Origin of the sequence: Kaistia granuli DSM 23481 (assembly GCF_000380505.1) — a bacterium.
Classification (GTDB): Bacteria; Pseudomonadota; Alphaproteobacteria; order Rhizobiales; family Kaistiaceae; genus Kaistia; species Kaistia granuli.
The window spans coordinates 1-26,967 of the sequence record NZ_AQYH01000016.1; the positions used below are offsets into that span (position 1 = coordinate 1).

General features: G+C 63.0%; 22 protein-coding genes. 2 read left to right on the top strand and 20 right to left on the bottom strand.

The genetic code is table 11. From position 1 onward, the window contains the following. Positions 1-96: 96 nt before the first annotated feature. From G342_RS0118865 to G342_RS0118960, 20 genes are all read right to left on the bottom strand, one after another. The gene (locus tag G342_RS0118865) at positions 97-1,713 is read right to left on the bottom strand and encodes a GMC family oxidoreductase (protein ID WP_018184727.1); all 1,617 of its coding nucleotides are present in this window, start codon (positions 1,711-1,713) and stop codon (positions 97-99) included. Next, positions 1,710-3,224 carry an FGGY-family carbohydrate kinase gene (locus G342_RS0118870; RefSeq protein WP_018184728.1) on the bottom strand — a complete coding sequence of 505 codons (1,515 nt, stop codon included), beginning with the start codon at positions 3,222-3,224 and terminating at the stop codon, positions 1,710-1,712. The genes G342_RS0118865 and G342_RS0118870 overlap by 4 nt, the downstream gene beginning before the upstream one ends. Positions 3,225-3,248: 24 nt before the next feature. Next, on the bottom strand, positions 3,249-4,091 hold the full coding sequence (locus G342_RS0118875; protein WP_018184729.1) for a class I fructose-bisphosphate aldolase: 843 nt from the start codon (positions 4,089-4,091) through the stop codon (positions 3,249-3,251). Continuing rightward, positions 4,082-5,800, bottom strand: a complete 1,719-nt coding sequence (locus tag G342_RS0118880) for a glycerol-3-phosphate dehydrogenase/oxidase (protein ID WP_018184730.1) — start codon at positions 5,798-5,800, stop codon at positions 4,082-4,084. The genes G342_RS0118875 and G342_RS0118880 overlap by 10 nt, the downstream gene beginning before the upstream one ends. A gap of 18 nt (positions 5,801-5,818) precedes the next feature. Further along, a complete protein-coding gene (locus G342_RS0118885; RefSeq protein WP_018184731.1) occupies positions 5,819-6,814 on the bottom strand; it encodes an aldo/keto reductase in 996 nt (331 codons plus the stop codon). Further along, on the bottom strand, positions 6,811-7,791 hold the full coding sequence (locus G342_RS0118890) for a sugar-binding transcriptional regulator (RefSeq protein WP_018184732.1): 981 nt from the start codon (positions 7,789-7,791) through the stop codon (positions 6,811-6,813). Before G342_RS0118890 ends, G342_RS0118885 begins: the two co-directional genes overlap by 4 nt. Before the next feature lie 25 nt (positions 7,792-7,816). Beyond that, complete coding sequence (locus tag G342_RS0118895; RefSeq protein ID WP_018184733.1) at positions 7,817-8,800, bottom strand: ABC transporter permease; 984 nt, start codon at positions 8,798-8,800, stop codon at positions 7,817-7,819. Positions 8,801-8,813: 13 nt separating this feature from the next. Beyond that, positions 8,814-10,346: a sugar ABC transporter ATP-binding protein gene (locus G342_RS0118900; protein ID WP_026304606.1), complete on the bottom strand. Its 1,533-nt coding sequence runs from the start codon at positions 10,344-10,346 to the stop codon at positions 8,814-8,816. A gap of 98 nt (positions 10,347-10,444) precedes the next feature. After that, positions 10,445-11,476 (bottom strand): substrate-binding domain-containing protein, encoded by a 1,032-nt coding sequence (locus G342_RS0118905; protein ID WP_018184735.1) that lies wholly within the window; start codon positions 11,474-11,476, stop codon positions 10,445-10,447. A gap of 464 nt (positions 11,477-11,940) precedes the next feature. Then, complete coding sequence (locus G342_RS24680; protein ID WP_051094345.1) at positions 11,941-13,584, bottom strand: GMC family oxidoreductase; 1,644 nt, start codon at positions 13,582-13,584, stop codon at positions 11,941-11,943. A gap of 54 nt (positions 13,585-13,638) precedes the next feature. After that, complete coding sequence (gene cnbZ / locus G342_RS0118915; protein ID WP_026304607.1) at positions 13,639-14,388, bottom strand: 2-amino-5-chloromuconate deaminase CnbZ; 750 nt, start codon at positions 14,386-14,388, stop codon at positions 13,639-13,641. A 53-nt stretch (positions 14,389-14,441) separates the two neighbouring features. Next, entirely contained in the window at positions 14,442-15,296 is an 855-nt protein-coding gene (locus tag G342_RS0118920) for a fumarylacetoacetate hydrolase family protein (RefSeq protein ID WP_018184738.1), read from the bottom strand. A 290-nt stretch (positions 15,297-15,586) separates the two neighbouring features. Then, on the bottom strand, positions 15,587-17,227 hold the full coding sequence (locus G342_RS0118925) for a GMC family oxidoreductase (protein ID WP_018184739.1): 1,641 nt from the start codon (positions 17,225-17,227) through the stop codon (positions 15,587-15,589). Then, on the bottom strand, positions 17,224-17,712 hold the full coding sequence (locus tag G342_RS0118930) for a hypothetical protein (RefSeq protein ID WP_156831024.1): 489 nt from the start codon (positions 17,710-17,712) through the stop codon (positions 17,224-17,226). The genes G342_RS0118925 and G342_RS0118930 overlap by 4 nt, the downstream gene beginning before the upstream one ends. Positions 17,713-17,913: 201 nt before the next feature. After that, on the bottom strand, positions 17,914-19,014 hold the full coding sequence (locus tag G342_RS0118935; protein ID WP_245557306.1) for a D-TA family PLP-dependent enzyme: 1,101 nt from the start codon (positions 19,012-19,014) through the stop codon (positions 17,914-17,916). Continuing rightward, positions 19,007-19,672, bottom strand: a complete 666-nt coding sequence (locus G342_RS0118940) for a TetR/AcrR family transcriptional regulator (protein WP_018184742.1) — start codon at positions 19,670-19,672, stop codon at positions 19,007-19,009. The genes G342_RS0118935 and G342_RS0118940 overlap by 8 nt, the downstream gene beginning before the upstream one ends. Positions 19,673-19,692: 20 nt before the next feature. Further along, positions 19,693-20,772 carry an ABC transporter ATP-binding protein gene (locus G342_RS0118945; RefSeq protein ID WP_018184743.1) on the bottom strand — a complete coding sequence of 360 codons (1,080 nt, stop codon included), beginning with the start codon at positions 20,770-20,772 and terminating at the stop codon, positions 19,693-19,695. Positions 20,773-20,781: 9 nt separating this feature from the next. Beyond that, positions 20,782-21,609 carry a carbohydrate ABC transporter permease gene (locus G342_RS0118950; protein WP_018184744.1) on the bottom strand — a complete coding sequence of 276 codons (828 nt, stop codon included), beginning with the start codon at positions 21,607-21,609 and terminating at the stop codon, positions 20,782-20,784. After that, the gene (locus G342_RS0118955; protein ID WP_018184745.1) at positions 21,602-22,468 is read right to left on the bottom strand and encodes a carbohydrate ABC transporter permease; all 867 of its coding nucleotides are present in this window, start codon (positions 22,466-22,468) and stop codon (positions 21,602-21,604) included. Before G342_RS0118955 ends, G342_RS0118950 begins: the two co-directional genes overlap by 8 nt. Before the next feature lie 140 nt (positions 22,469-22,608). Further along, positions 22,609-23,856, bottom strand: coding sequence for an ABC transporter substrate-binding protein (locus G342_RS0118960; protein WP_018184746.1), 1,248 nt, complete (start codon positions 23,854-23,856; stop codon positions 22,609-22,611). Between the two features lie 203 nt (positions 23,857-24,059). Here G342_RS0118960 and G342_RS0118965 point away from each other — a divergent pair, with 203 nt between their 5' ends. Together G342_RS0118965 and G342_RS24685 are read left to right on the top strand one after the other, a co-directional pair. Then, the gene (locus G342_RS0118965; protein ID WP_026304608.1) at positions 24,060-25,223 is read left to right on the top strand and encodes an amidohydrolase/deacetylase family metallohydrolase; all 1,164 of its coding nucleotides are present in this window, start codon (positions 24,060-24,062) and stop codon (positions 25,221-25,223) included. Further along, entirely contained in the window at positions 25,207-26,691 is a 1,485-nt protein-coding gene (locus G342_RS24685; RefSeq protein WP_198010832.1) for an aldehyde dehydrogenase family protein, read from the top strand. Before G342_RS0118965 ends, G342_RS24685 begins: the two co-directional genes overlap by 17 nt. Positions 26,692-26,967 lie beyond the last annotated feature (276 nt).

Below are 26,967 nucleotides of genomic sequence, written 5' to 3' on the forward strand. Positions count from 1 at the left end.
CACGTTCATCCGGGGCCTCCGGTGCCAGACGTTGGAGCGTCGCAACCCCAGCCTCTCAGCACCGGCCCGGATGAACAACCTTCATAGCTTCGACACCTAGCGCGCGTCCCGCAGGATCATGTCGGCGGCCTTCTCGGCGATCATGATGACCGGCGAGTTGGTGTTGCCGGAAACGATGCTGGGCATGATCGAGGCGTCGACCACGCGCAGGCCATCGAGCCCATGCACGCGCAGCCGGTCGTCGACCACGGCCATGTCGTCCCTGCCCATCTTGCAGGTGCCGACCGGGTGGAAGATCGTCGTCGCGATGTCGCCGACCTTGCGCACCAGATCGCTCTCATCGACGAACTCAGGCCCCGGCAGCATCTCTTGCGGCGAGAAGCGGGCGATGGCGCGGGTCTTCATCAAGCGTCGCGCGTGTTCGATCGACGCCACCGCGACCCGGCGATCCCTCTCTGTCGAGAGATAGTTCGGCTTGATCTTCGCCGCGTCATGCGGGTCCGAGGAGGCCATGTGCACCGTGCCGCAGCTTTCGGGGCGCAGGTTGCAGACGGAGACCGTCACCGCTGGGAATTTGTGCAGCGGTTCGCCGAGCCGATCCGTGCTGAGCGGCTGGACGTGATATTCGAGATCCGGGGTCTCCAGGCGCGGGTCGCTCTTGGCGAAGATGCCGAGCTGGCTCGGCGCCATCGACAGCGGACCGCTGCGCTTGAGCGCATATTCGAGCCCCATGGCGGCGCGGGTGGCCAGGTTATGGTAGCGCTGGTTGAGCGTCGACGCGTTGCTCACCTTGAACACCGTGCGGATCTGCAGATGGTCCTGCAGGTTCTCTCCGACGCCCTTCAGCGCGTGCCGGACCGGGATGCCGAGGTCGGACAGCAAGTCCGGCCGGCCGACGCCCGAGAGTTCGAGGATCTTGGGCGAGTTGATCGCGCCGGCGGCGAGGATCGTCTGCCCCGCCTTCACGCCATGCAATTGGCCATCCTTGCGGAAGACGAGCCCGGTGATACGGGCGCCATCGAGCGTCAGCCGCTCGGTCTCGGCTCCGGTGACGACGCGCAGGTTCAGCCGGCCCTCGATGTTGCGCAGGAACGCCTTCGAAGTGTTCCAGCGCACGCCGTTCTTCTGATTGACCTCGAAATAGCCGGAGCCTTCATTGGTGCCGGTATTGAAATCGTCGGTCCGCGGGATGCCGAGTTCTTCGGCGGCGTCGCGAAACGCGTCGAGGATCGGCCAGGACAGGCGCTGCTTTTCCACGCGCCATTCACCGCCGCCGCCATGAAGCGCGCTGTCGCCACCGTGATGAGCCTCGGATTTCACGAAATAGGGCAGGACGTCGTCCCAGCCCCAGCCGGCATTGCCGGCCTGCCGCCAGCCGTCGTAATCGGCCGCCTGGCCGCGCATGTAGATCATGCCGTTGATCGAGGAGCAGCCGCCGAGCACCTTGCCGCGTGGATAGTTCAGACTGCGCCCGTTGAGTCCCGGCTCTGGCTCGGTCTTCATCATCCAGTCGGTGCGCGGATTGCCCATGCAGAAGAGATAACCGATGGGAATATTGACCCAATGGTAGCGGTCGCTGCCGCCGGCCTCGAGCAGGAGTACCCGGTTGCGCGGGTCGGCGGAGAGCCGGTTGGCAAGGACGCAACCGGCGGAACCGGCGCCGACGACGACATAGTCGTATTCGCCGAAGGGAGAGGAAGCAGGTTGGGTCAATTCTGCGCCTGTTCAGCGGCGATGCGCTGCCAAATCGGGGTCATCGCCTGGTTGATCTCGCCATAGACGCTATAGCGCCGTTCGTAAGCCGGCGAAATCGCGTTATTGGGCTGGTAGTTGCGAGCGGCGGCTGTCATGGCGGCAGCACCTTCGCCAAAGTTGGCAAAGGTGCCGGCGCCGACGGCAGCGGCGATGGCCGCGCCCAGCGCGCCGGTTTCTCGACCGCGCGCCACGGTGACGGGGACATCAAGAATATCGGCGAAGATCTGCGGCCAGACCTGGCTGCGCGAGCCGCCGCCGGAGAGCACGATCTCGTCGACCCGCGCGCCGGCGCTGCGCAGTCTGTCGACATGGCGCTTGTGCTCGAAGGCGACGCCTTCGAACAGGGCGCGCAGCATGTGGGCGCGGGTGTGCCAGCCGGCAATGCCGTAAAAGCCGGCGCGGGCGCTGCCGTTCTGCTGCGAGCCATAGAGGAAGGGGTGGTAGATCGGGACATCGCCGGTCGGGTCGACGGAGGCGACCAGTTCGCTGCAGAGCTCAAACGGCGACTTGTCGCCCTCGGCCGCGTGCTCGAGGAATTCGCGCACGATCCATTCGAGATTGGCGGCCGAGGTGGCGCTCGATTCTATCGCCAGGTAGCGCGCGGGATCGAAGGTCGAGACCATGAAGACCGAGGCATCGCGGATCGGCTCGTCGGTGATCACCTGGTTGATGCTCCAGGTGCCGGCGATGACCGAGGCAGCCCCCGTGCGGGTAACGCCCGAACCGACAGCGCTCGCCACCACGTCGAACAGTCCGGCGACGACCGGCGTCCCGGCGCGAAGGCCGGTAAGCGCGGCGACATCATCCGTGATCCGGCCTGCGATCTCCGCCGATTCCAGCACCGGCGGCAGCAGCGGCATGCAGTCTTCGAGACCATAGGCGGCCATGAGGTCCGCCTCATAGCGTCGATCCGGCATCTGTAGCAGGCCGCAGCCCGACATGTCGGATGTATCGGTCGTACGTGCGCCGGTCAGGCGGTTGACGACGAAATCCTTGCACAGGAACACCGTGCCGATCTTTGCGAACAGATCCGGCGCATGGCGCTTCAGCCAGGCGAGCAGGGTCGGTGTCTGCGCCGCCCAGGGCCTTTGCAGGCAATGGGCATAGGCGCGGGCGCCGACATCCTGTTTCGCCCAATCCGCCACGATGCCGACGGCGCGGGTGTCGAGCGACTGGATGCCGATCAGCGGCGCGCCGTCGCGATCCAGTGCGTAGAGGCCGTTGCCATGTCCGGCGCAGCCGATGGCGATGATCTCGCCGGCGTCGATGCCCGCCTGCTCGATGCATTGCCCGATGACCGCGACGGCGTTGCGCCAAAGCTCGTTCAGGTCACGCTCGACATGGCCGGGCTTCGGCATGGAGGAATGACCATCGCGGGCGGCGAGCGCCAGTTCGCGGCCGGTCTTGTCGAAGATGACCGCCTTGATGACAGTATTGCCCGCGTCGAGGCCGAGAATGTATTCGCCCATGGGTTCCTCCCGAAACCGAAGCCGCTATGCCGCCTGATAGAGTTCCCATGCGGCCGCGCCGTCCGCGTCGTCATGGATGATCGCCATCAGGCCACGCACGACGGCGCTCGGATTGGCGTGCTGGTAGATGTTGCGGCCGTAGACCATGCCGAGCGCGCCCTGCGCCATCAGCGCCGCCGATTTGTCGAACACGGCGCGGAGGTCCTCCTTGCCGCCGCCGCGCACCAGCACCGGGCAGCGCGCCGCCTCGACGACGCGGTGGAAGTCCTCGGGGTTGGTGGTCGGGTCGGCCTTGACGATGTCGGCGCCCATTTCGCGGGCGAGACGCGTCAGCGTCACGATCTTCTCGGCGTCGCCATCGACCATGTAGCCGCCGTGCTCATTCACCGGCAGCATGGCGAGCGGTTCGATCATCAGCGGCATGCCGTATTTGTCGCAATCGGCGCGGACGCGGGCAATGTTCTGGACGCATTGCCGGAACAGGTCCGGCTCGTCGGGCAGCATGAACAGGTTGACCACGGCGCACGCCGCATCCATCTCGATCGCACCGATCAGTGGTTCCGCCTCGTTCTGCAGTACCGCCCACATCGCGCGGTGACGGATGCGGTTGTAGGGATTGCTCATGTCGATGCGCATCACCAGCGCCGGCTTGTCCTTGCCGGGCACGGCTTGCAGCAGGTCGGCCTGGCCATAGTTCATCTGGATCGCGTCGGGGCCGGCCGCGACGAGCTGCGAGACGACGCCTTCCATGTCCTCGAGGCCGGACAGGAAGCTTGGCTCGTTGCAGACGCCGTGATCGATGGCGACGTCGAGGCAGCGGCCGCCGCCGAAGAGCCGGTTCATGCGGGCTTTCTTGTTCAGGCGCATAGCGCGCTCCTTTTGTCGTTTGTCTCTGTGCAATCGGGAAAGCGGATGCCGTGCTGGGCCGCCAGAAGGGCGAAGAAGGCTGCGCGCTCGCGGGCGGATCGTTCCGCGTCCCAGCCCTTCTGTGCGGCGAGGATGGCGAGGGCGGCGTCGATGAGCGCGGGTGTGAGGCTGCCGGTGATGGCGATGGTGGTGCGGCGCAGGAACAGGTCGGCCAGGGTTTCGACCTGCTCGCGCTCGACGATCCCTGCGATCTCGCTGGCCGAATAATCCGATCCCGGCAGCATCACGAGGGGCGCCTTGGCGATATCGGCAGCGATTGCCGCGGCCGAGGTGCCATAGCGTTCGAACAGGCGTTCGGCATAGCCCGGGCTCAGGCCGTGCCCTTGCGCCAATCCGGCGATCCACCGGGCGGGGTTTGCCGGAAAGGCGCGACCGCCGCCGATGGCAAGATCCTCGGTGCCAACCTTGCGTTTTGCGCCAAGCCGCTCCAGCGCCATGTCGGCTGCCAGTGCGCCGAACGAGCGGAAGGTGGTCCACTTGCCGCCGATCATGCAGAGCGTCGCAGGGAGACGGTCGGTCGCCTCGACGAACTCGCATAAATGATCGCGCGGGATGCGGCCGGTGAAGCTGTCCTTGCTGGCGGGCAGGGGACGGACGCCGGAGAACTGGAAGACGATCTCGTCATCGGCAATCGGGATCGACGGGAAGACGAAGGCGAGCGACTGCAGGATGTAGCGGCGTTCGTCGTCCTCGCAACGTACCGTGTCGGGATCGTCGACGCGGATATCGGTCGAACCGACCAGCACCTTGCCGAGATACGGGAACAGGATGCAGATGCGCCCGTCCTCGTTCTCGTAATAGACCATGTGGCCGTCCAGCGCCTGGTACAGCGCCGGGTTGTTGACGATCAGATGCGAACCCTTGGTGCCGCCCATCATGCGCGACGCGGGGGCACCGATTGCCTGGTTGGTCAGGTCGATCCAGCCGCCGGTGGCGTTGATGACGAGCCGCGGCCGGATCGGCTGCGTTTCGCCGGTGAGGGTGTCGGTGAGCACCAGGCCGGAAGCGTCGGACGCGACGGCCGCATAGTTTAGCGCGCGCGCCGAAGGCTGGGCGGCAAGGGTGTCGAGCAGCATTTCCAGCCCGAGCCGCTCCGGCCGGCTGACCCAGGCGTCGTAGTAGGTCGCGGAGCTGCGGATCGCCGGGTTGATCGCCGGCCATGCCTTCAGCGTCTCGGCCCGGCCGCGAAACCGATGCGCCGGCATCAGTTGCCGCGCCGAGGTAAAGCGGTCGTAAAGGGTCAGACCGGCCTTGATGACAAAGGCGCCGCGCCGGCTCGGGCGGCGGGTCAGGCCAAGGAAGCGGACCGCGCCATTGGCGATGCCGGAGAAGATGTCGAAGATCGGCACCGTCGTCGGCAGCGGCGCCACGTAATGCGGCGCGTTCTTCAGCAACCTGTCGCGCTCGACCAGGGCCTCGCGTACCAGCTTGAACTCGCCGTTTTCCAGATAGCGCAGGCCGCCATGCACCATGCGTGACAGGGCGGCGCTGGCGCCGCCGCAATAGTCGCCCTTTTCCGCCAGTACGACATCGACGCCCTGAAGCGCGAGTTCGCGGAAAACGCTGATGCCGTTGATGCCGCCGCCGATGACGAGCACGGCAACATCCGGCCGACCGCGCAGGGCGGCGAGGGTTTCGGTGCGGTTCATCGGGCTCTGCCTTCTCGCTCAGGCGTCCATGGCCACGAGGTGCGTCGCAAGCGCCGCATCGAGGGTGGCGAGATCGTCGGCATCGAGGCGGATTTCGCCGGCCCGCGCATTCTCGATCGCCTGCTCGGGGTTGCGCGCGCCGCAGAGCGCGAAGGTGATGCCGGGCTGGGCGAGCGTCCAGGCGATCATGACCTGCGCCATCGAGGCTCCGTGCTTGGCCATGATCGGAGCGATGGCCGCCTTCAATCGGGAAACCTTGGCGCGATTGGCTGCGGAGAAGCGCGGATTGCCGAGGCGCTGGTCGTCTCCGGTGAATTCGCGCGACGGGTCGATCGAACCGGTGAGCAGGCCGAGCGCCAGCGACGAATAGCTGAGCGTCGCGATGTCGTTGCGCATGGCGAGCGGAAGCATGCTCGCCTCGATCTCGCGGTCCAGCGCGGAATAGCGCTCCTGGATCGCGTCGAGCCCGCCGACGGCGATGTATTGATGGAGCTCCTCGACGCTGAGATTGGACGCGCCGATGGCGCGGATCTTGCCCCGCGCCTTGAGTTTCTCCAGCGCTGCCATGGTCTCGGCGATCGGCGTCGTCGGGTCCTGCCAGTGCGTGATGTAGAGGTCGATATGATCGGTGCCGAGCCGCTTCAGGCTCTGCTCCACCTCATAGGCGATGCCATCGGCGCCGAGATAGCGATGGACCGGCCTGCCGTCCTGGTCGAAGAAATGGTTGCCCTTGCCGGAATGCCAGTTGAGGCCGCATTTGGTTGCTAACACGACCTTGTCGCGCTTGCCGCGGATCGCCTTGCCGACGATCTCCTCGCTGCGGCCAAGGCCGTAAGCGGGCGCGGTGTCGATCAGGCTGATGCCGGCCTCGATCGAGGCCTCGATGGCGCGGACCGAGGCCGCCTCGTCGGTGCCGCCCCACATCCAGCCGCCGATCGCCCATGTGCCGAGACCGACGGCCGAGGCGGAAATGCCGGACTTGCCGATGCGGCGCTGGATTGGTTGCGAACTCATGCTGCTTCCTTCCGGGCGAGGTCGAGGATCTGGAGGCCGGTCGCCTCGTCCGTGACGATGATGTCGAGGTGATTGCCGCGCATGGCGCTCAGGACCGGCGCGATCTTGCTGGCGCCGCTGGCGATGCCGATCGAGCGGGGAATGGTCGCGAACTCGGCCAAGGTTAGCGACACCAGCGACCGGTTCGGCGTGTAGTCGCAAAGCTGGCCGTCGCGGCCGATCAGATGGGCGAGCAATTCGCCTGTCGCGCCGGATTGCTCGATGGCGCGGCGGTCGGCGACCGAGGACGGATGCAGGTCGTAATAGCTGGAGTCGTCGCTGAGGATCGAGCCGATGCCGACCACGGCGACATCCGCTTCGCGCGCCCGGCGGAACACATCGCCGACGGAGCGCACGTTCATCAGCATGTCGCGCTGTTCCGGCGAGTCGGCGAAGAGCGGCGCGTGGATCTGGTAGGCGCGGCCGCCGAGCTTGTCCGCCATCAGCGAGGCGACGTGGTTGACGTCGGTATAGTGCTGGCCCTGGACCAGCCCGGTGGCCGGAATGACCTCGACATCGTAGCGGCGACCCGGCTGCAGGCCCGCGACCAGCGCGCTGACGCCCTTGCCGCCGGAGATCGAGATGGTGTCGCCATCCTTGATGGTGTCGAGCAGCAGCCGCGCCGCAGATTCGCCGACCCGCTGCAGGGCGGTGCGGGGATTTTCAGAAACGGATGGCACGACGACGGCGCGCTCGATGCCGCCCAGCGCGACCAGCTGCGCCTCGATCTCGACCAGGTGGTCGATCGGCGACCGGATCTTGATCTCGACGAGGCCGAGCTGGTGGCCGCGCTTGATCAGCCGGTTGACGGTGGCATGCGACAGGCCGAGTTCCTTGGCGATCTCTGCCTGCGTCTTGCCCTCGATATAGTGGAGGACGAGGGCCTGATGCATCTGGCGGGCTGCCTGGAGGTCGTCGCGTGGAGTGATGGGGGCCATGATCTTGCTTCGGTGCGCTGGAGACTCAGGACTTCTTGCGATGCAGGAAGTGGTCGATGGAAACCGCTGCGAGCAAGATGCAACCCTTGATCATCTCCTGCCAATAGACAGACACGTCGAGCAGGATGAGCGAGCTGGTCACGACGGAGAGCAGCGCCATGCCGAGGATGGCGCCGAAAATCGTGCCGGAGCCGCCATTGAGCGACGCGCCTCCGATCACCGCCGCGGCGATGATATTCAGTTCCATGCCGGCGCCGAAGGTCGGCGTGGCGGCGCCGAAGCGCGCCATGTAGATGACGCCCGCAAAGCCGGCGAGGGCGGAACACAGCACCGTCACCCAGAACTTCACCTGGTTGGTCTTGATGCCGGAGAACTGCGCCGCCTTCTGGTTGGAGCCGGTATAGAAAACCTTGCGGAAGGCGGTGGCGCGGCGAAGCAGGAAGTCGAAGACAATGACCACCACCAGGAAGATCAGGATGACATAGGGGATGTTGTGGAAGCTGCCCTGGCCGATCGCCTTGAACGAGTCCGGCAGCGAAAACAGCGAAAGCGGCGTTCCCTTGGTGATGATCAGGCAGAGGCCACGCACAATCACCATGGCGGCCAGCGACGTGATGAAGTGGCTTAGCCCAATCACCGTGACGAAGAAGCCCATGATGGCGCCGATCAGCGCGCTGGCTGCGATGCCGATCAGGCTCGCCGTCCAGGGATCGATCCCGGCCAGGAACAGCGCGCCGGAAATCACCATCGAGAAGCAGACCACCGAGCCTACCGAAAGGTCGATGCCGCCGACGATCAGGAGGATCGTCATGCCGACCACGACGATGCCTTCGATCGAAAAGCTCATCATCATGGCGCGCAGGTTGCCCCATGTGAGGAAGTGGGGCGACGCGAAGGTCATGGCGATGCAGAGCGCCAGAATGATGACGATCAATCCGGCTTCGCGCATCGAGGCGAGGCGGGCGAAATTCATGCGCCGTGCGCTGCCCGCGTTGAGTTCGGCATGCATGGGGGTCTCTTCCCTAGGCGACATGGGCAGCCTGCTGTTTTGAATTGGAAGGGGCTTTGACGCCGGAGGCGAGGCGCATGATGGCTTCCTCGCCGAGCGCCCCGGCCGCGAGCTCGCCGGCGATCCGTCCCTCGTGCACGACCATGACGCGGTCGCAGAGGCCGATCAGTTCCGGGAGCTCCGAGGAAATGACGACGATGCCGACGCCCTTGGCGGCGAGCTGGCGCAGGAGGCGGTGGATCTCGACCTTGGCGCCGACATCGATTCCGCGCGTCGGCTCGTCCATGAGGATGACGCGCGGATCGACCGAGAGCTGCTTGGCAATCGCCACCTTTTGCTGGTTGCCGCCACTCAGCGTCGAGACTGTCGCGCCGATGCCGGACATGCGCACACCGAGGCGCTTGCTGAGCTCGGTCGCCTGGCGATCTTCCGCCTTGCGGTTGAGCATGCCGAGCGATGTCACCTTGTTCAGATCGAGGGCCGAGATGTTGGCTGATATCGGCATGTCGAGGAACACGCCGGAACCCTTTCTGTCCTCGGACAGGTAGACGAGACCTGCCTTGACCGCGTCGCTGTAGGTGCGGATGCGCTGCGGCTTGCCGTCGATCTCGACCTTGCCGGCGGTCGCCGGGCGAAGGCCGCAAATGGTCTGCGCGATCTCGCTACGGCCGGCGCCGATCAGGCCGCCAATGCCGAGGATCTCGCCGGCGCGAAGCTCCAGGTCGACATTGGCGAAGCAGTCGCTGTCGGACAGTCCCTTGACGGAAAGCAAGGCCCGTCCCGGCGCTCCCGCCAGCTTGTCGGGATAGAGCTGCGTGATCTCGCGGCCGACCATCTTGCGCACGACGTCATCCGGGGAGACGTCGGCGATGCGATCCGTCGCGACATACTGGCCGTCGCGAAACACGGTGACGCGGTCGCAGAGCGAGAAGATCTCGGCCATGCGGTGGCTGATATAGACCACCGAAATGCCGCGCTGCTGCAGCCCGCGCACGATCGAAAACAGGCGCTGCGCCTCGCTTTCGGTCAAGGCCGCGGTCGGCTCGTCCAGCATCAGCACCTTGCAGTCGAGCGTCAGCGCCTTGGCGATCTCGACGAGCTGCTGGTTGGAAATGGAGAGGTCGGCAACCTTGGTGCGGACCGGGATCGGGGCGAGTTGGTCCATGACCTTCTGCGCCTCGACATAGAGCTTCTGGAAATTCATTAGCGGCGCACGGCGGGCGTTGATCGCCGCCATGAAGATGTTTTCCGCCACCGTCGCGTCGGGGCAGAGCGCGATCTCTTGATGCACCAGACCAATGCCGAGGCGCTGGGCCGCGGCGGGCGAGGCGATCGCGACGCGCTCACCATCGAGGAGAATCTCGCCTTCGCTCGGCTGCAGCACGCCGGCGAGGATGTTCATCAGTGTCGACTTGCCGGCGCCGTTCTCGCCGCACAGCGCATGGACCTCGCCACGACGCAGTTCGAACCGGACATCGCTCAGCGCCTTGACCGGGCCAAAGGTCTTGCACACGCCACGAATTTCAAGAATGGGCGCCTGGGTCACGCGCGGCTCCTGCGATGCACGGGGTGGGGAAGGGGGCCACGCCCCCTTCCGGATTCATGCGTCCGGCGGATCCGCCGGAAGCGGCAAGGCTGAGGATGCTATTCCTCAATGCCCTTGGTGCCGCGGCGCTGCAGGTACTTGTCCCAGTAGAAGTCGTCAGCGTTCTCGGCCGTGACAATCGAAAAGCCATTGTCCACGAAGGGCACGCGCATACCGTTGGCGCCCGACCGCTTGGTGTCGTTCATCGGGTCGATCAACTCGGGATGCTTGGCCATCCAGAGCAGCATGAAGCCCATATAGCCCTGCATGCCCTGGTTGGGATTGACCGATCCGTAGATCTCGCCGGCCTTGATCATGTCGAGGATCTTGGCGTTGACGTCGGCCAGCATGATCTTGATCTTGCCGCCGCCTTCCTTGGCAGCCTGGGCCGCGCCGATGGCCGAATTGGCTTCCGGCATGAACACGGCGCCGAGATTGGGGTGTGCCTGCGCCAGGCTCAGAACCGCCTGATAGGCCTTGGTCGGATCCTGGTTCGAAGCGGCACGGCCGACCAGCTTCATGTCCGGCCACTTGGCTTCCATGCGGGCGATGAAGGCGCTGATGCGCTTGTCGTGATTGTCCTGGCCGGGGTTTTCCAGCACGGCATACTCGCCCTTGCCGCCCATCGCCTCGGCGACGGCGTCGGCGGCATAGGTGCCTTCGGCGAGATTGTCCGAGGTGATGAAGGAGACGCGCTTGGAATTCGGCGAGTCCGCCGCGAAGGTGACGACCGCGGTGCCCTGCTCGATGGCGCGGTTGATCGGTTCGATGAACGGATCGGAGTTCATCGGATGGACCAGGATTCCGGCCGGCTTCTGGGCCAGCGCCTGGTCGAAGGTGGCGATCTGCTTGTTGACGTCATAGTCGGGCGTGCCGGTATAGCGCGTCTTGCAGCCGAACTGCTGGCCGGCCTGCTTGAACATCTCGTAGACCGGGAACCAGTATTCGACGCCAGAGACCATGACGTTCATGACGTATTCTTCACCCGGTTCGCACTTGAACGGGTTGGCGGTTTCGGCAAGCGACTGGGTCGAAGCCAAACAGGTCGATGCTGCCGCGGCGAATGCCAGCGTTTTGAGAAATTTGCGCAAGTTCCCTCCCTTGGCCGAAGCCATCCACAAAGATTATGGCGAACGCCAAGGCGTTCGATTTCTTGATTGGACTGTCGGAGCTTCCTCCCGAAGCCGACGGGTGGAACGTAGCAGGTGCGAAATGGCTGTCAATAATATTCAATCATTGAAATATATTTCACACGGAAGTGGCGTGTCTCCGGCAAGGTGGCCGGCCTTCTGGGCGGACGGCGATGGGACAACTGCCCACCGCGACGTCTCGGGCGCAACGACGCGATATGGGTTGTCGCGAGCACTTGCGGCTCCTCTGCGACCTGCCGGAGGGTGCTGGAGCGGTCGGCCAGATCGTTGGCCAGCAATGTTGACACGCTGGTAGGGCTGCTTCGAACTTTCGAAGGCGGCGCGTTCAGCGTCTTGCTCAGGCCGCATGTTCGTCCGGCGTGCTCTTGCCTTCACCCTGGCGTAGGCCGAGGCGAAGATGAGAGCTATCGGCCAACAGCATGACTTGCTGGGGTCGACTGATTCCTGCCCAGGATCAGGTTGGATGCCTTTTCGGCGATCATGACTGCGGGAGCATGGGTGTTTCCCGAAACGATGGTTGGCATGATTGAGCAATCGGCGACGCGCAAGCCTTCAACTCCATGGACGCGCAATTGCGGATCGACAACGGCCATGCGGTCATTGCCCATCTTTGCCGTGCCGACAGGGTGAAAGATGGTTGTCGCAATGTCGCCAGCGGCACGGGCGAGATCCTCAGGCTCCTGGATATGCCGACCCGGCTTGAACTCGTCGGGTCGGAACTCGGCCATGCGCCGCGTCTTCATCAGCTGGCGGGCGATGGTGATCGATGAAGCCGCGACTTCGCGGTCGCCGTCGGTAGACAGATAGTTGGGCGCGATATCAGGATGATCGCCTGCATGGGCCGAGACGATCCGGACATGTCCCCTCGATTGTGGCCTCAGATTGCACACGGAAACGGTTATCGCGGGAAAGCTGTGGAGCGGCTGTTCGAAGGAATCCAGCGACAATGGCTGAACGTGAAACTCGATGTTGGGAGTCTCGAAGCCTTCGGCCGATTTCATGAAGATGCCGAGTTGGCTCGGGGCCATCGACATCGGCCCGGAGCGTTTGACTGCATACTCCATGGCGATCAGCGCTTTGCCTGTGAGCCTCGCCTGGCGCTCGTTCAGTGTTTTGGCTCCGGATATCTTGAAGGCGGTCCGGATCTGCAGATGGTCCTGCAGGTTCTCGCCGACACCCTGCAGGTCCTGCACGATATCGATGCCATGTCGCTGGAGCAGGGCAGCGGGCCCGACGCCTGACAACTGCAGCAACTGCGGAGTCCCGATCGCGCCGGCGGAGAGAATGATTTCGCTGGCGGCGGTCACATGGGCAAGCCTGCCCTTGAGGCGCAGGTCGAGGCCCGTTGCCCGCCGGCCGGTGAACACGATGCGCTCCGCCTGCGCATGGGTCAAAATCGTCAGGTTCTTGCGATGGCGCACCGGTTTGATGAAGGCGCGCACGGCATTGAATCGGACCCCCGATTTCTGGTTCACTTCGAAATAGGATGAGCCAAAGTTTGAACCCCCATTAAAGTCGCCGACCTGGGGCACTCCAAGTTCTTCCGCCGCTTCACGCACCGCGTCCAGGATCGCCCAGGATAGGCGCTGACGCTCGACCCTCAACTCCCCACCCTGCCCATGGAACGCGTCGGAGAGGCTGTGGTGATCCTCGGATTTCCGGAACAGGGGCAGCACATCGTTCCAGCCCCAGCCTTCGTTTCCAAGCTGGCGCCAATGCTCGTAGTCCTCGGATTGGCCGCGCATGTAGATCATGCCGTTGATCGACGAGCAGCCGCCCATCACCTTGCCGCGCGGGTACATCAGGGAACGCCCGTTGAGACCCGGCTCCGCCACCGTCCGATAGCCCCAGTCGGTGCGCGGATTACCCATGCAATACAGATAGCCGACCGGCACATGGATCCAGTGATAGTTGTCCGATCCGCCCGCCTCGAGCAACAGCACACGCTTCGATGCATCGGCACTCAGCCTGTTTGCCAGGACACACCCCGCGGAGCCTGCCCCGACAACAACGTAGTCGTATGTGCCAAGATCCAGTCGGTCGATCATATCGCGCAAGCCTTGCGAGGTTATAAATCGTCGGCGAACGTCGCTACGCGCGACCTAGATGACGTGCTCTGTCAAAACGCCGCGGCAGTCCATTTCATATTCAAGGTCGATGACGGGCGGATTGTTGAAATGCCACGTCAGGCCGGCACGTGCGGCGCCTCGCATCACGATTTCCTCGGCGAGGAACGGAAACAGGTTGTGGACCGTGTAGACTTGTACTGCCGTGGCATCCTTCCAGGCAAAGCCCAGCATGTTCGCGCGCCGCTCCATCTCCGCCAGTACGAACTGCGCCTTGGCTCTGAGGCCCTCCGGAGAGAGATCGCCACGTCTGACGATGTGATCGCGATAGGCGACGTGGCCCTCCGGAACCTCTGCCGAGCCGGACACGATGAATGAAGGAGCGGCGTCGGCATCCGCCACCGTATAGGCGAAGGCATAGATCGACGGCTCGCTCGGGGGGGCAATCTTCGGGCAGACGTTGCTTCGTGCTACCGGATTGTGTCCGATATCGAGCAGTCCCCATGCCTTGATTGTTTCCGTGTAGGCTTTGTTGAAGGCAACGAACCCCTCTTCGCTGAAGGGGGCCGGCGAACGCAGCTCGCATGCTGCGAACGCGGTAATGGGCCTCCCCATGGCGCGAATATGGCTGGCGATCCGAGCAAATCCTTCCGCCAGTGGTTGGGGCTCCGCGAAACGGACGCGCTCCAGGCGATAGCCAGGTTGAGCCGCCACGCCTCCCGAATACTGCGACACTCCTTTAATAAAGCGGTAGTTGCCAGCGGCGAAATCGATCACTTCACCCATGGTGGGATCTCCTGAGAATTGTTTCTGTTGGATGGAAGGCAGGCCAATTTCGGTCAGCGAATGTCGCTTGCGACGCCGTTGCGCAATAGGCCGACACGCTCGATCTCGACTTCCACCACATCGCCGTCCTTCATGAAGAGCGGTGGTACGCGCGCGAACCCGACGCCACCCGGCGTGCCGGTAGCGATGACATCGCCGGGCGAAAGGGCGGTGAAACGAGAGATGTAGGCGATCAGGCTGGCCACGGAGTGAATCATCTGGCTCGTATTGGCGGCCTGGACCGTCACACCGTTCAGCCGGCAGGTGATTGCCAGAGCCTGCGGATCGGGAACTTCGTCTGCCGTAACCAGAAACGGTCCGAACGAACCGGTACGGGGGAAGTTCTTGCCAGGCAGGAACTGCGACGTGTGCGTCTGCCAATCGCGGATGGAGCCGTCATTGTAGCAGGAATAGCCGGCGACGTGATCTAGTGCGGCGTCAACCTCAATATTGCGTCCGCCCCTGCCAATGATGACGGCCAGTTCTGCTTCGAAGTCGAATTGGGTCGACGCCAACGGCAAGAGCATCGGCCGCTCGTGAGGGCATTGAGAGTCGGCAAACCGCGTGAACAAGGTGGGATGCTGGGTCGGCATATGCTGCGTTTCGACCATATGGTCGTGATAGTTCAGCCCGACGCAGAGGATCTTTCCCGGGTTGGGAATCGGCGGTTCGAACGCAATGTCTGAGAGCGGCAGACCCTCGCTGAGGCTGATTGCCTGCTTGCAGCTTTCCAGAAAGTCTTCCTCGGCCAGCAGGCTTGCAAGCGTGGGATGCGAAGGGCCAAGCACACTGCCGATACCGAAGACGAGGCCGTCCTGGACGACGCCATACCCGGAGCGTTCATTGTGGAGATAACTACAAAGTCGCATCGTTCCTCACTGCGAAAAATGAAACGCGTTGCCGCACGTTGACCTTCTGCCCGCAGCAAGACGAACGCTCGGGCTCGCAAGCTGCAGATATTCCCCCTCATCAACCGTGCCGAGCGATCGATGATCGGTCACGCAGGCGGCCGTCGCCCAAGATTCAAGTCGCGGAATTGCCGAAGTCTCCTCCCCAGCGGAGCGCTCCTGGAACAGCGTCTGAGTCTTAAAAATCACATACTGACTAGTCAGTCAATAATCGAAATCAGCTCGTTGTCGTTCGACTCAACATCCGGCCTCTATAGGTCTCCTCTGTTCAATTCCGCGGCTCGGGTGGTGGTCGATAGCTGAGCGAAATTATCGCGGATGTATCCTGCGGCTCGTAGCGCCAGGGCCGAGATCGTTGGTGTCGGATTGACGACGCCACCCGTGGCCAAGACGCTGCCATCCATGATGAACAGGTTGGGCACGTCCCAGCTCTGATGCCATTTGTTGACCACGGAGGTTTCCGGGTCGGCGCCCATCCGCGCGGTGCCGATCATGTGCCAAGCCGGCGTACGATAGACGCCTTCGGCGTCGCGATAGTCATGCAGATGATATTCGAATGCGCCCGCCGCTTTCGCCACATCCTCGATGCGGTCGAGCATGTAGGTCATCATTCGCTTGTCGTTCTCACCCGGCTCGTAGTGCGTCACGGGGGCTGGCACGCCGTCGGAGTCCGTCAGAAACGGGTCGAGCGTCACGCGATTGTTCGGGTTCGGCAGGTCATCGCCGATGGCGAAGATGCCGATGCCATGCCCGAAATGCCGCTCGAACCAGGCGTGATGATCGGCCCCCCAGGGCGCCTTGGAATTGGTGAACCAGCCGGCTGCCGTCTCACCTGCTGAAGGCGAGGACGTCACGCAGTTGAAATTGAACCCGTTGACGAAGCCCCGCGACGTATCGGTCTCGGCGAACTCCCGCGAGATCAGGGACGCCACATAGCCGGTATGGCCATCGACCGGCTGGTCGACGAACATCTCGCCGGCGACCAGCGTGTGATGCAGAAGGTTTCGTCCAACCTGGTCCGACTGATTGGCAAGATTGTCGGAGGCGAGGAGGAGGCGAGGCGTACCGACGCCATTGGCGGCGACGACGACGATCCGGGCCTTCTGGAAGTGGCTATGTCCTGTGTTGCGATCAATATAGAGAGCGCCGGTAGCGCGGCCGTCCGAACCTTTTTCTATCTTCAGCACGCGGGCGTTGATGCGTAGTTCGGTGCCGGCTTCGAGTGCCTTTGGCCAGATCGACATCGAGTATTTGCTCATCGAGCCGCGCGGACAGCCATTGCAGGTTCCGCAGCCATTGCAGGCCGGACGGCCGTCATAGTCGCTCGAGATCACACCAGCCTCGACCGGCCACCAATGCCAGCCGAGCCGGTCGAAGGCGTCGGCCAGGCGCTTCGACACCTTCGAAGGCGGCAACGGGCCGGTGGGCGAGGGCTCGCGGCCGGGCATCGCCCTATCGCCGTTCAGACCCGACACCCCGACCAAACGGTCGGCTTGTTCATAGAACGGTGCCAGATCCTCATAGGCCAGCGGCCAATCGGGCTGCAGCCCATGCTCGGTGCCCTTGCGGAAATCAGACGGTCGATAGCGCGGCCAGACCGCGCCATAGACATTGGTCGATCCGCCGACGCCGTTCCACATCAGGATCTGCGAACTGTTGGATTTCACCGGGTAGTCGTCGGGATGGCGACGTTTTGTGACGTCCGGGTTCCAGTTCGTCTTGCGTTGCCAGGTCCAGTCCGAACGGAGATGAGGATGGTCCTTCTCCTCGACCCACGATCCCTGCTCCAGGCAAACGACGTCGAGCCCTGCTTGAGACAGGACCAGCGCTGCCAACGAGCCGGTCGCGCCAGCGCCGATGATAAGGACGTCGCAGGTGCGTTGCGCGGTCATCGTCTTGTCCCCCAGGTTTCGGTACGGGTGGTCTCGAGGTCCAGTCCGGACAGATCGACGCGTTTGACGGCATCGGTCGCGACGAAGGCGCCGCGTTTGTGGGTCGGCGTATCGCGTGCCGGGTCGAATGGTCGACTCGGATAGCCAGTCAGATGCGAGTGCAGCTGATAGGGTCGCCCAAGCTTGCGAATGGCCTCGGCGACGAGCGGACTTTCGTAGTAGGCGAGCACGACGGCCGCGTTCAGCCGGGCGAAGAGGTTCGGCCGCGCTGCCTCAAACCGTTCGACGATCTCCCTCCGCCTGGCCGGGTCGTGGCCGGCCAATGGACCGCCCTCGGCCAGCAGCGCTTCGGCCACCAAACGCGGTTCCGCCTCTCCCCATTCATCGACAAGGCGTGCGAGCAGCAGCCCGTGCACGCCGACGGCCGAGCCGGACGGCCAATTTTCGTTTCCAGGGATCAAGACGTCGACCAGATCGCCGAACAAGGTGGCGAGGGCAACCGGGGAAAGCACAGACGGTCGGTTGGCATCCGGCTCAGCGTGGGATGAGATTCTCTCAGTCACGGAAGATACTCCTCTTGGCCAAGTGCATCGATGGCCGCAATCAAGGCGACACTCAAAGTAGAGCTCCGGAAGTCTCCTGTGGCGCTGCCCGCCCAGATCAGGAATTGGCCAGCCGCTCGGCGCCTAAAGCACCTTCCCCCTGGCCGCGACGCTCTCCTGGCGAACGTAGTGTTCGCCGCGAACCAGGTGCACGTGATCGACCATATTGCTGACGACACATGCGTGGTTGGGGATGATCCGCAGGGTTTGCCCGACCACCAAGGCCGGACCATCGCCTGTCAGTTGGAGATGGCCATGCTCCTCGTTCAGTTGCGGGATGGAAATATCCGAACGTCCGAGCGCAAAGCCGTAGCCATCAAGACCCAACAAATCCGAGGTGAGGATTTTGGAACCGGCATCGACGATCGCCCTGTCGGCGGCGGGGACGCTGATCACCGTCGCAGCCACCGTCAGGGCACAGTCGATCTCCTCGCAGGCCTCGGATGCCAGCAGCGAACGGTCATTGTAGATATAGCTTCCGGGCCGGTACTCGTTGACCGCCGGTTCGGAACGAAACCGGTAGAGGTCAGGCGTCCCGCCGCTGGAAACCACTTCGACCGACAGACCGGCGTCTCGGCAGAGCCGGGCCGCTGCCCCTAGCCACGCCATAGCACCGGTGCCAGCGCCCGGCGCGGGATAAGTCATCAGGCCGGCAAAATGCAGGCCGGCCGCAGCGTGCACCTGAAGTGCGAGTTCGACCGCCGCCTCCGGCGTGGCGACGCCGCAGCGATGCATACCGGTGTCGCATTCGACAAGCACGTTCAGCGGCCTCGGCGCGTCGACGAAGGCGGTGGCGAGGCCGCTCACCACGTCCAGGGAATCGGCGGTAACGGTCAGTTGTGCCGCTTGCGCCAGTTGCCGCAGGCGATCCAGCTTTTTCGCGCCGACGATGTTGTAGCTGATGAAGATGTCGGTGATGCCGGCGGCCGCCATGACCTCTGCCTCGCCGATCTTTTGGGCCGTGACCCCTACAGCCCCGGCAGCCAGTTGCGCATACGCCAGCAAAGGAAGTTTGTGGGTCTTGATGTGCGGCCTGACCGCGAGTCCCAGCTCGTCGCAATGCTTCTGGCAGCGCGCAATGTTGCGTTCGACGATGTCGAGATCGATGAGGACGGCCGGCGTTTCGATCCTGTCGCGCCACAATGCGGGACTTGCCGGCGGCAGTGTGCCTGTCGCTTCAATCACGGGAGCCTGCAATCGAATTTGGGTGACGGAGATACCCGAGAACCATCTCGGTAATGTGGTCGAGACGGCGATCTTCCGCGCCCTCGGCGAGCAGGTCCCGGTCGAAGACCAGGCTCAGCGTCCATCGATTGGACAGGAAGAAATAGCCGAGCCCGACGATCGAGATATAGAGTTCGACGATATCAACATCGCTGCGAAACATGCCGAGCGACGCGCCACGCTCGACCAGCTCCTTGAGGCGAAGCGACAGCGGTTCATACATTTTCCCCACTTTGACCGACCGCTTCAGGTGCTCCGCCTTCATCATGTTCTCGGAATTGACGAGGACGATGAATTCCGGATGGTCCGCGAAATAGCGATAGGTATGCGCGATCAGCTGCCGGATCCCCTCTACGGGTTCGAACGTGTCGAGGATCAGTTCCTCATTCTGCGAGCGCAGCTCGAGGTAGCAGTCTTCGAGCACGGCGATGAACAGATCGTCCTTTGATGCAAAGTAATGGTAGATCAGTCCTTTGCTGACGCCCGAGCGCTCGGCGACTTTGTCGACTCGAGCCCCTTCAAAGCCGACTTTCGCAAATTCCTCGCGCGCCGCCAGCATGATGATCCGCAGTGTCCGCTCCGGATCGCGCTTTTTTGTCTTTGCAGCGGCTTCTTTCATATCGGTCTCCTCGGCAAAGATCAGTTGATACGCTTCTGGGAGCCATGGTCGAATAGATGAATGTGCTCCTCCCGGAAGATAAGTCCGATAACATCGCCCTGTGCAAGCCGCTGCCGCTGGCGAGATTGCACGGTCCATGTCTCTGCACCGATCGCTACCACGATGTTGGTTTCGCAACCGGTGTTTTCGACGATCTGAACCTGTGCCTGAATCATCCCCTCATCGGGAGGCACGACGTCCATGTGCTGCGGGCGCAGGCCGGCAATGACCTTGCGATTCGGGGCACCCGTAAACGCAGGGACGGGGATCCGGCTCGTCTGGGCATCAAAGCTGAGAACCGGCTTCCCCTCGTCGTCCGTCGTCAGGACGGCATCGGCCATGTTCATGGTAGGGGAACCCAGGAACGACGCGACGAACAGATTTGCCGGCCGGTCAAACAGTTCGATCGGGGATCCCTCCTGTTCGACCCGGCCCCGGTTCATCACGACGATACGGTCGGCCATGGTCATCGCCTCGACCTGGTCATGCGTCACATAGATGGACGTCGCATTCAGCGCCTGATGCAGTTGACGGATTTCCAGGCGCATATGGCTGCGAAGCTTGGCGTCGAGATTGCTGAGCGGCTCGTCGAAGAGGAACGCACGAGGCTCGCGAACCATCGCACGGCCCATCGCGACACGCTGACGCTGTCCGCCCGACAGGGCGCGCGGCAGACGATCCATGAGATCGTCCAGGTGCAAGGTGGATGCGGCCTGGCCCACGGCCTTGTCGATCTCGAGTGCGCTATGCCCGCGCAGCTTCAAGGGGAAAGCCATATTCTGGGCCGTGGTCATGTGCGGGTAGAGCGCGTAGGTCTGGAAGACCATGGCGAGATCGCGCTTCTGCGGCCCGAGGTCGTTGACGACCTCACCGTCGATGGAAATCTCCCCGTCGGAGATACTCTCGAGGCCCGCCACAATGCGCAGCAAGGTGGACTTGCCGCATCCGGACGGCCCGACCAGCGCGACGAATTCGCGGTCGCGAATATCGATGGAGACATTGTCGAGAACGCTCAGCGATCCGAAGCGTTTACTAATGTTGGCGAGGGAAATCGAAGCCATGGCAGATTCCTATTTCACCCCACCGAGGGCCAGGCCGCCGATGAGATACTTCTGGATGAAGGCGAAGATGATGGCCACCGGCAGGGAAGCGATCAGCGTTGCTGCCATGATCATCTCCCACTCGATTTGATAGAGCGTGCCGGTGAGGAATGCGATTTGCACAGGCGCCGTCTGCTGGCTGGCGTCGCGCAGAAACGTCAGCGACATCGCGTATTCGTTCCACGAGCTGACAAAGGTGAACAACGCCGTGACGACGACACCAGGCAGACATAGCGGCAGGAAGACCCGTACGAAGCCGGTGAAGCGGCTAGCGCCGTCGAGCCAGGCAGCCTCTTCCAGTTCCCGGGGGATGGTGGCGAAGTAGCTCTGCAGCATCCATACCGCAAAGGCCATGTAGAAGGCGCTGTGAGCAATGATCACCGACGTCTGGCTGTTGATCATGCCGAAATAGGCAAACATCCGGAACAGGCCGATGATGAGAACAATCGGCGAGATCATCTGGGTGATGAGAAGATAGTTCCGGAAGAAGGGTTTGCCTGGAACGCTCAGGCGAGTGAGAGCATAGGCCGCGGGAATGGCCACCGCGAGCGACAGCAGTGTCGCGCCCAGACTGATGGTCAGGGAGTTGAGGACTGCCTGGCCGAAATTGCGTTCAAAGAGCAGTCTGGTGAAATTGTCCAGATAGAGCCCACGCGGAAGCCAGCTCTGATCGACGGCGAAAACCTCGTCCTTTTGCTTCAAGGCTGTCGACAGCATTGTGGCATAGGGAAAAATGGCGACGACGAGCAGCGGGGACAGTGCCGCCCAGCACAGAATCGACCTCTTTGCCTTAGTCATTTTCGGCGGTCTCCGTGCTGCGGGTGAGGGTCAGGTAGAGGGCGGCAAACAACAGCAGCATGGCGAACATCGCGACCGACCCGGCCGCCGCATTCCCGAGGTTCCCGAACACAAAGGCCTGCTTGTAGACATAGGTGATCAGGATGTCGGTCCGGTTCGAAGGGCCGCCATTGGTCATGATCCAGATGATCGGGAATGAATTGAAGACATAGATCACGTTGAGAACCACCGCGATCTGCATGAACGGCCGCAGGAGTGGCAAGGTGATGCTCGTGAAGCTTCGAACCGTGGAGGCGCCATCGAGGGCCGATGCCTCATACAAGGTGCGCGGTATCGAGGTCAGTCCACCCATGATGATGGTTACCGTGAACGGGATCGAAACGAGGATGCCGACCAGGATTTCAATGACGAAGGCTGTGGTTGGATAGGCTAGCCAGGGGTAGTTGGCGAAAGGCAGCCCCAGTGCCGACAAGGTCATGTTCAGCGTACCGAAATCGCCGTTGACGACATAGCGCCAAACCACGGCTGTCATTGCCAGCGAGATCGCCCAGGGAAGCAGAATGACCGTGCGCGCGATCATGCGGCCATAGAAATCCTCGCTCAGTATGATCGCCACCGGAACGGAAATGAGCACGGTGCCGCCCACCACCGACAAGGTCCAGATCACGGTCTGCCAAGCGGCCTGAACGAAGATCGGATCGGAGAATGCGTCGACAAAATGAGCAAGGCCGACAAAATCGCCAAGCCGCCCGAAGCGGTTGACCTCGAAAAGAGCCATCCGCAGGACATCAAAGATCGGATAGCCGATAACCGTGATGGAAAGAGCCAGGCTGGGCGCGATCAGGAGAAGGCCAAGCAATGGCAGGCTGCGGCGGCGCCTGGTACCGGCGGCGCGTAAACTACGCGCCGCCGTGCTTGACAATGTAAGGTCGGATCCGTGCAGACTCATTGGCTTACACTCTTTTTGCTTCTGGCAAGATCAACCCGCGGGACCTGGCTTCACTTCTTGGCCAGCAATGCGTCCATCCGCTCCGCTGCGCGCTTCAGCCCCACTTCCGAGGTGACTTCGCCGGCATAGATCGCGGAGAGCTCCGACCGGAGACCGTCGGACATCTCTTCCCACGCGGGGATCAGCGGCGCGAATTTGGCGACCGGCCCCATGTCCAGGAAGACCTTCATCTTGGGATTCTCCGCGAAGAAGGGCGCGGTCGATTCCGACTTCAGAACAGGCACGAAACCCTCGAGCTTGCCGAATTCGAGCCGGTTCTCCTCGTTGAAGATGAACTCGAGGAACTTCATTGCCGATGGCTTCACCGTCGACGATTCCAGGATCGAGATCGTATCGGTAACGCCGTAGGTGGCGGCGGTAGTGGCAATCGGGATCGTGGAGATCCCGTAGTCGACGTCCTTGCCCTGCTCGGCGAGCTGGGCGTTGAACCAGGGCCCGGACAGCACCATTCCGAGCTTGCCGGCGGCGAACAGGTTCTGCAGATCTTCACGGCTCGAACCCGTCACGCCGGGCTGGGTGACATTGGCCTTGATGAACCGAAGGTAGTTGTCGGTCGCTGCAACGGCCTCCGGCGAGGCGAAACCGCTCTTGCCATCGGGCCCGAAGATGGCGCCGCCATGCGTCCAAAGCGAATAGAACCAGTAGCCTTCGGCATCGAGGTCCTTGCCCTGAATGCCCATGCCGTAGAAATCGCCCTCAAGTGCGTCGATCTTGCCGGCAGCCTCGTAGACCTGGTCCCACGTCGTGGGGACGGCGTCGATGCCGGCCTGCTTGAACAGAGCCTTGTTGTAGAAGAGGCCGCGTGCCGAGGCCGCAATCGGCAGGCCCCAGGTGTGGCCGTCCTGCTTCTGCAGATCGAGATAGGTCGGAACGAAGGTCTCGGCGAACGCCGGCGACATCAGATCTTCGATCGGCGCCAGAACGCCATCCTGCGAGAAGCCCGCCATCCAGCGGGTGGCCATGTGCGAAATGTCCGGTGCCGTGCCTGCCGAGATATCGGTGACCAGCTGCTGCTGCATCTCGGGCCACGGCAAATGTTCTACCTTGACCTCGATGTCTGGATTGGCGGCGTTGAATTTTTTGGCGAGCTCTTGAAAGAAGGGCCCCGTCTGCGTGCTGTACTCGGCGAACCGTGCCCTGACGACATCTTTTGCTGATGCCGACGTGACCTGAAAGGAGAGCGCCAAGCACGTTGCGCCGAGCGCAAGCGCGCGGACATACTTCCTGTCGATCTTCATCGATGTTCTCCCACTATTCGATTTTTCGGTAGGGCCTCCCCTCGTGAGGCGCACCCAACTGAACAAAGAACATCGATGATGTCAATATTGACCGACTAGTCAGTTTGTGTTTTTTTCCAGCTAGCGTGTTCGGCAGTCGGCCAGCGCAATCCGAAGACTGAGCGACGAAAACAGTCGCGCCCGACAGCGGCGCAGGAGATGAAATGACCAGGATTATCCTGCGCGGCGGGCGCGTATTATCATTTGGCGACACGCCTTTGGCAGGCTCGGATGTCGCGATATCGGCAGGCAGGATCGACAGTCTCGGCCATGTGGCGGAGCAGGCCGGCGACCGCGTCATCGACGTTGCCGGGGCCATCATCACACCGGCCCTGACCGATATCCATACGCATGTCTACTGGGGCGGCACGTCGCTTGGCGTTCGGCCGGAGACTGTGGCCCATCGCTCCGCAACCGGTGTTTTTGTCGATGCCGGCTCGGCCGGGGCGGGAAACTACGAAGGCTTGCGCGCCTTCATTGCTGAGCCGTCGCCGTTTCATATCTTCGCCTACCTGAACATCTCCTACGCCGGCATTTTCGGTTTCGGCAAGGATGTCATGGTCGGCGAATGCTGTGACGCACGTCTCCTCGACACGAAGAGCTGTCTCGCCGCCGTGCGGTCGCACCGCGACAGGATCGTCGGCGTCAAGGTGCGCGCGGGGCATATGGCCGCCGGCGAAAACGGCGCACTGGCGCTCGATCTCGCACTCGACGTCGCCGAGGAGCTAGGCGTGCCGATCATGTGCCATGTCGATCTTGCCCCGCCGACGATCGACGAGGTGTGCGACAGGCTGCGACCTGGTGACATCATCACCCATTGCTGTCGCCCGGCGCCGAATTCGGCAACGCATGACGGCCATGTGCGCGAGGCGGCCTGGAAGGCGCGCCGGCGCGGCGTGCGTTTCGATGTTGGCCATGGCCGCGGCGGTTTCTCGTTCAAGGTCTGTCGCGAGATGCTGGACGAGGGCTTCGCGCCCGATCTCATCAGTTCCGACATCCACGCCCTTTCGGTGGATGGACCCGCGCATGATCTCCTGACGACCGTCAACAAGCTGATTGCGCTTGGAGTCGCGCCCGATGAGGCGCTTGCTGCGGCGAGCCGAAATCCGGCCGGGGCCATTGGGCGTCCGGATCTGGGACGCATCCGGGCTGGTGACGAGGCCAATATCGCAGTGTTGCGATGGAAGTCCGAGCCCTGGCCACTTCAGGACGCGGCCGGTGAAATCATCACCGTCGATAGGCGGTTGGTCTGCGAACACCTGATCGTCAGGGGGCAAGCCATCACCGCCGCCGGCGAGGCGCGCCCTCTCCATGAACTCGCAAGCTGAGGCCGAGATGCAACAGACACATGACGCGACAACCACCATGCACTTCATCGATGGACGCTGGCAGCCTTCGGCGAGCGGCAAGGTAGTCCACACCTACTCCCCATCGACCGGCGCGCGCCTGGCTGCCATAGCCGAGGGCGATCGCATCGATGCCCAGGCGGCTATTGCCGCTGCGCGCAGAGGGTTCAAATCGTTGGCACGGCTGACGCGTTGGGAGCGCGCGCGCCTTTGTTTTCGCATTGCCGACGAGGTCGAGCGGCGCAGCGACGAGCTCTCCAGAGTTCTCGCCATGGAGCAAGGCAAGCCGCTCGAAGCGGAGGCTCGCGGCGAGGTGGCAGCGGCGGCGACAGGCTTTCGCGAAGCCGGCGAACTGATCAAATGGATGGAGGGCGAGTTCATCCCGGTCGAGACGCCGGGCAAGCGCGTGATCAGCTACCGCCAGGCACGCGGTGTCTATGCCGTGATCACACCGTGGAATTTTCCGATCAACATCCCCGTCGAGTACCTCGCACCCTGCCTTGCCGCTGGAAACGCCGTGGTCTGGGTGCCGGCGCCGACGACGTCGCTTTGCGCGGCGATGCTAATGGAGTGCATTGCTGCGGCCGATCTGCCCAACGGCGCGGTCAATCTCGTGTTTGGCCCAGGCGCGGTCGTCGGCGACGAAATCGTCGCCGATCCGGGCACTGACGGGATTGGGTTCACCGGCAGCGCGCGAACTGGCGGGCTGATTGCCCAGCGCGGCGCTGGCAAGCCGATGCTGCTGGAACTCGGCGGCAATGGTCCCGTCGTCGTACTCGACGACGCCGACCTGGACCGCGCCGCCGAAGCGGCGGCCTTCGGTTCGTTCTTCAATGCCGGGCAGGTGTGTGCCGCCTCAGGGCGCATCCTGGTTACGGAACGGTCTTACGACGCCCTCTCCGAAAAGATCGCCGCCATCGCCGGGAAAGTGAGACTTGGCGACCCGCTCGATCCCAGCACGACGATGGGTCCGCTCAACAACGCCATGGTCGCGACCAAGGTCGATGAACACGTCGCCGATGGTTTGGCGCGCGGCGCGGAACTGCTTGTCGGCGGAAATCGCTCCCCGGAACTCGGTTCCGAACTCTTCTATAAACCTACCGTGCTTGGAAGGGTTCCGGTCGAAGCGCTGCTCAACAGCGCCGAAACATTTGGTCCCGTCGCGCCGATCGTCGTCTGCAGCGATGAGGCCGATCTGCTGGCAACGGCGAATGCGGCCTCGCATGGCCTGGCCGCGAGTGTCTTCACCAGGGACCTTGGACGCGCCTTCGCCTTTGGCGAAAACCTCACCGCCGGTCTGGTCAACATCAACAGCGCGAGCTGCTATTGGGAGCTTCATCTCCCCTTTGGCGGCGCTGCCGGCAAGCAGAGCGGTATCGGTCGGCTCGGCGGCAAGCATTCGCTGCGCGAAGTAACCGACATCAAGACCATCACATTTGATATTTCCTAGCCAAAACAGCGTTCATTGAGGGGGGTTGCCCCCCTTTAAGCGGCCCGGTTCAAATCCAATGCAGGGTTGGTCTGGCGACCGCGGCTGAGCTGGCCGGAGTAGCGCACGAGATCGATTCCTCGCGTCATTTGGCGTCGCCTCCCTTTATTGAGCCTTCGTCGGGCTCGAGGGGGGCTACGTCGAAGGCTGCAATCGCTGATGATCCACTATTGGCGCTTCATCGAGCGCCAGGACGGGAGTTCTGCGACATGCCGCTAAGAGTTTCGGTCTTTTCAA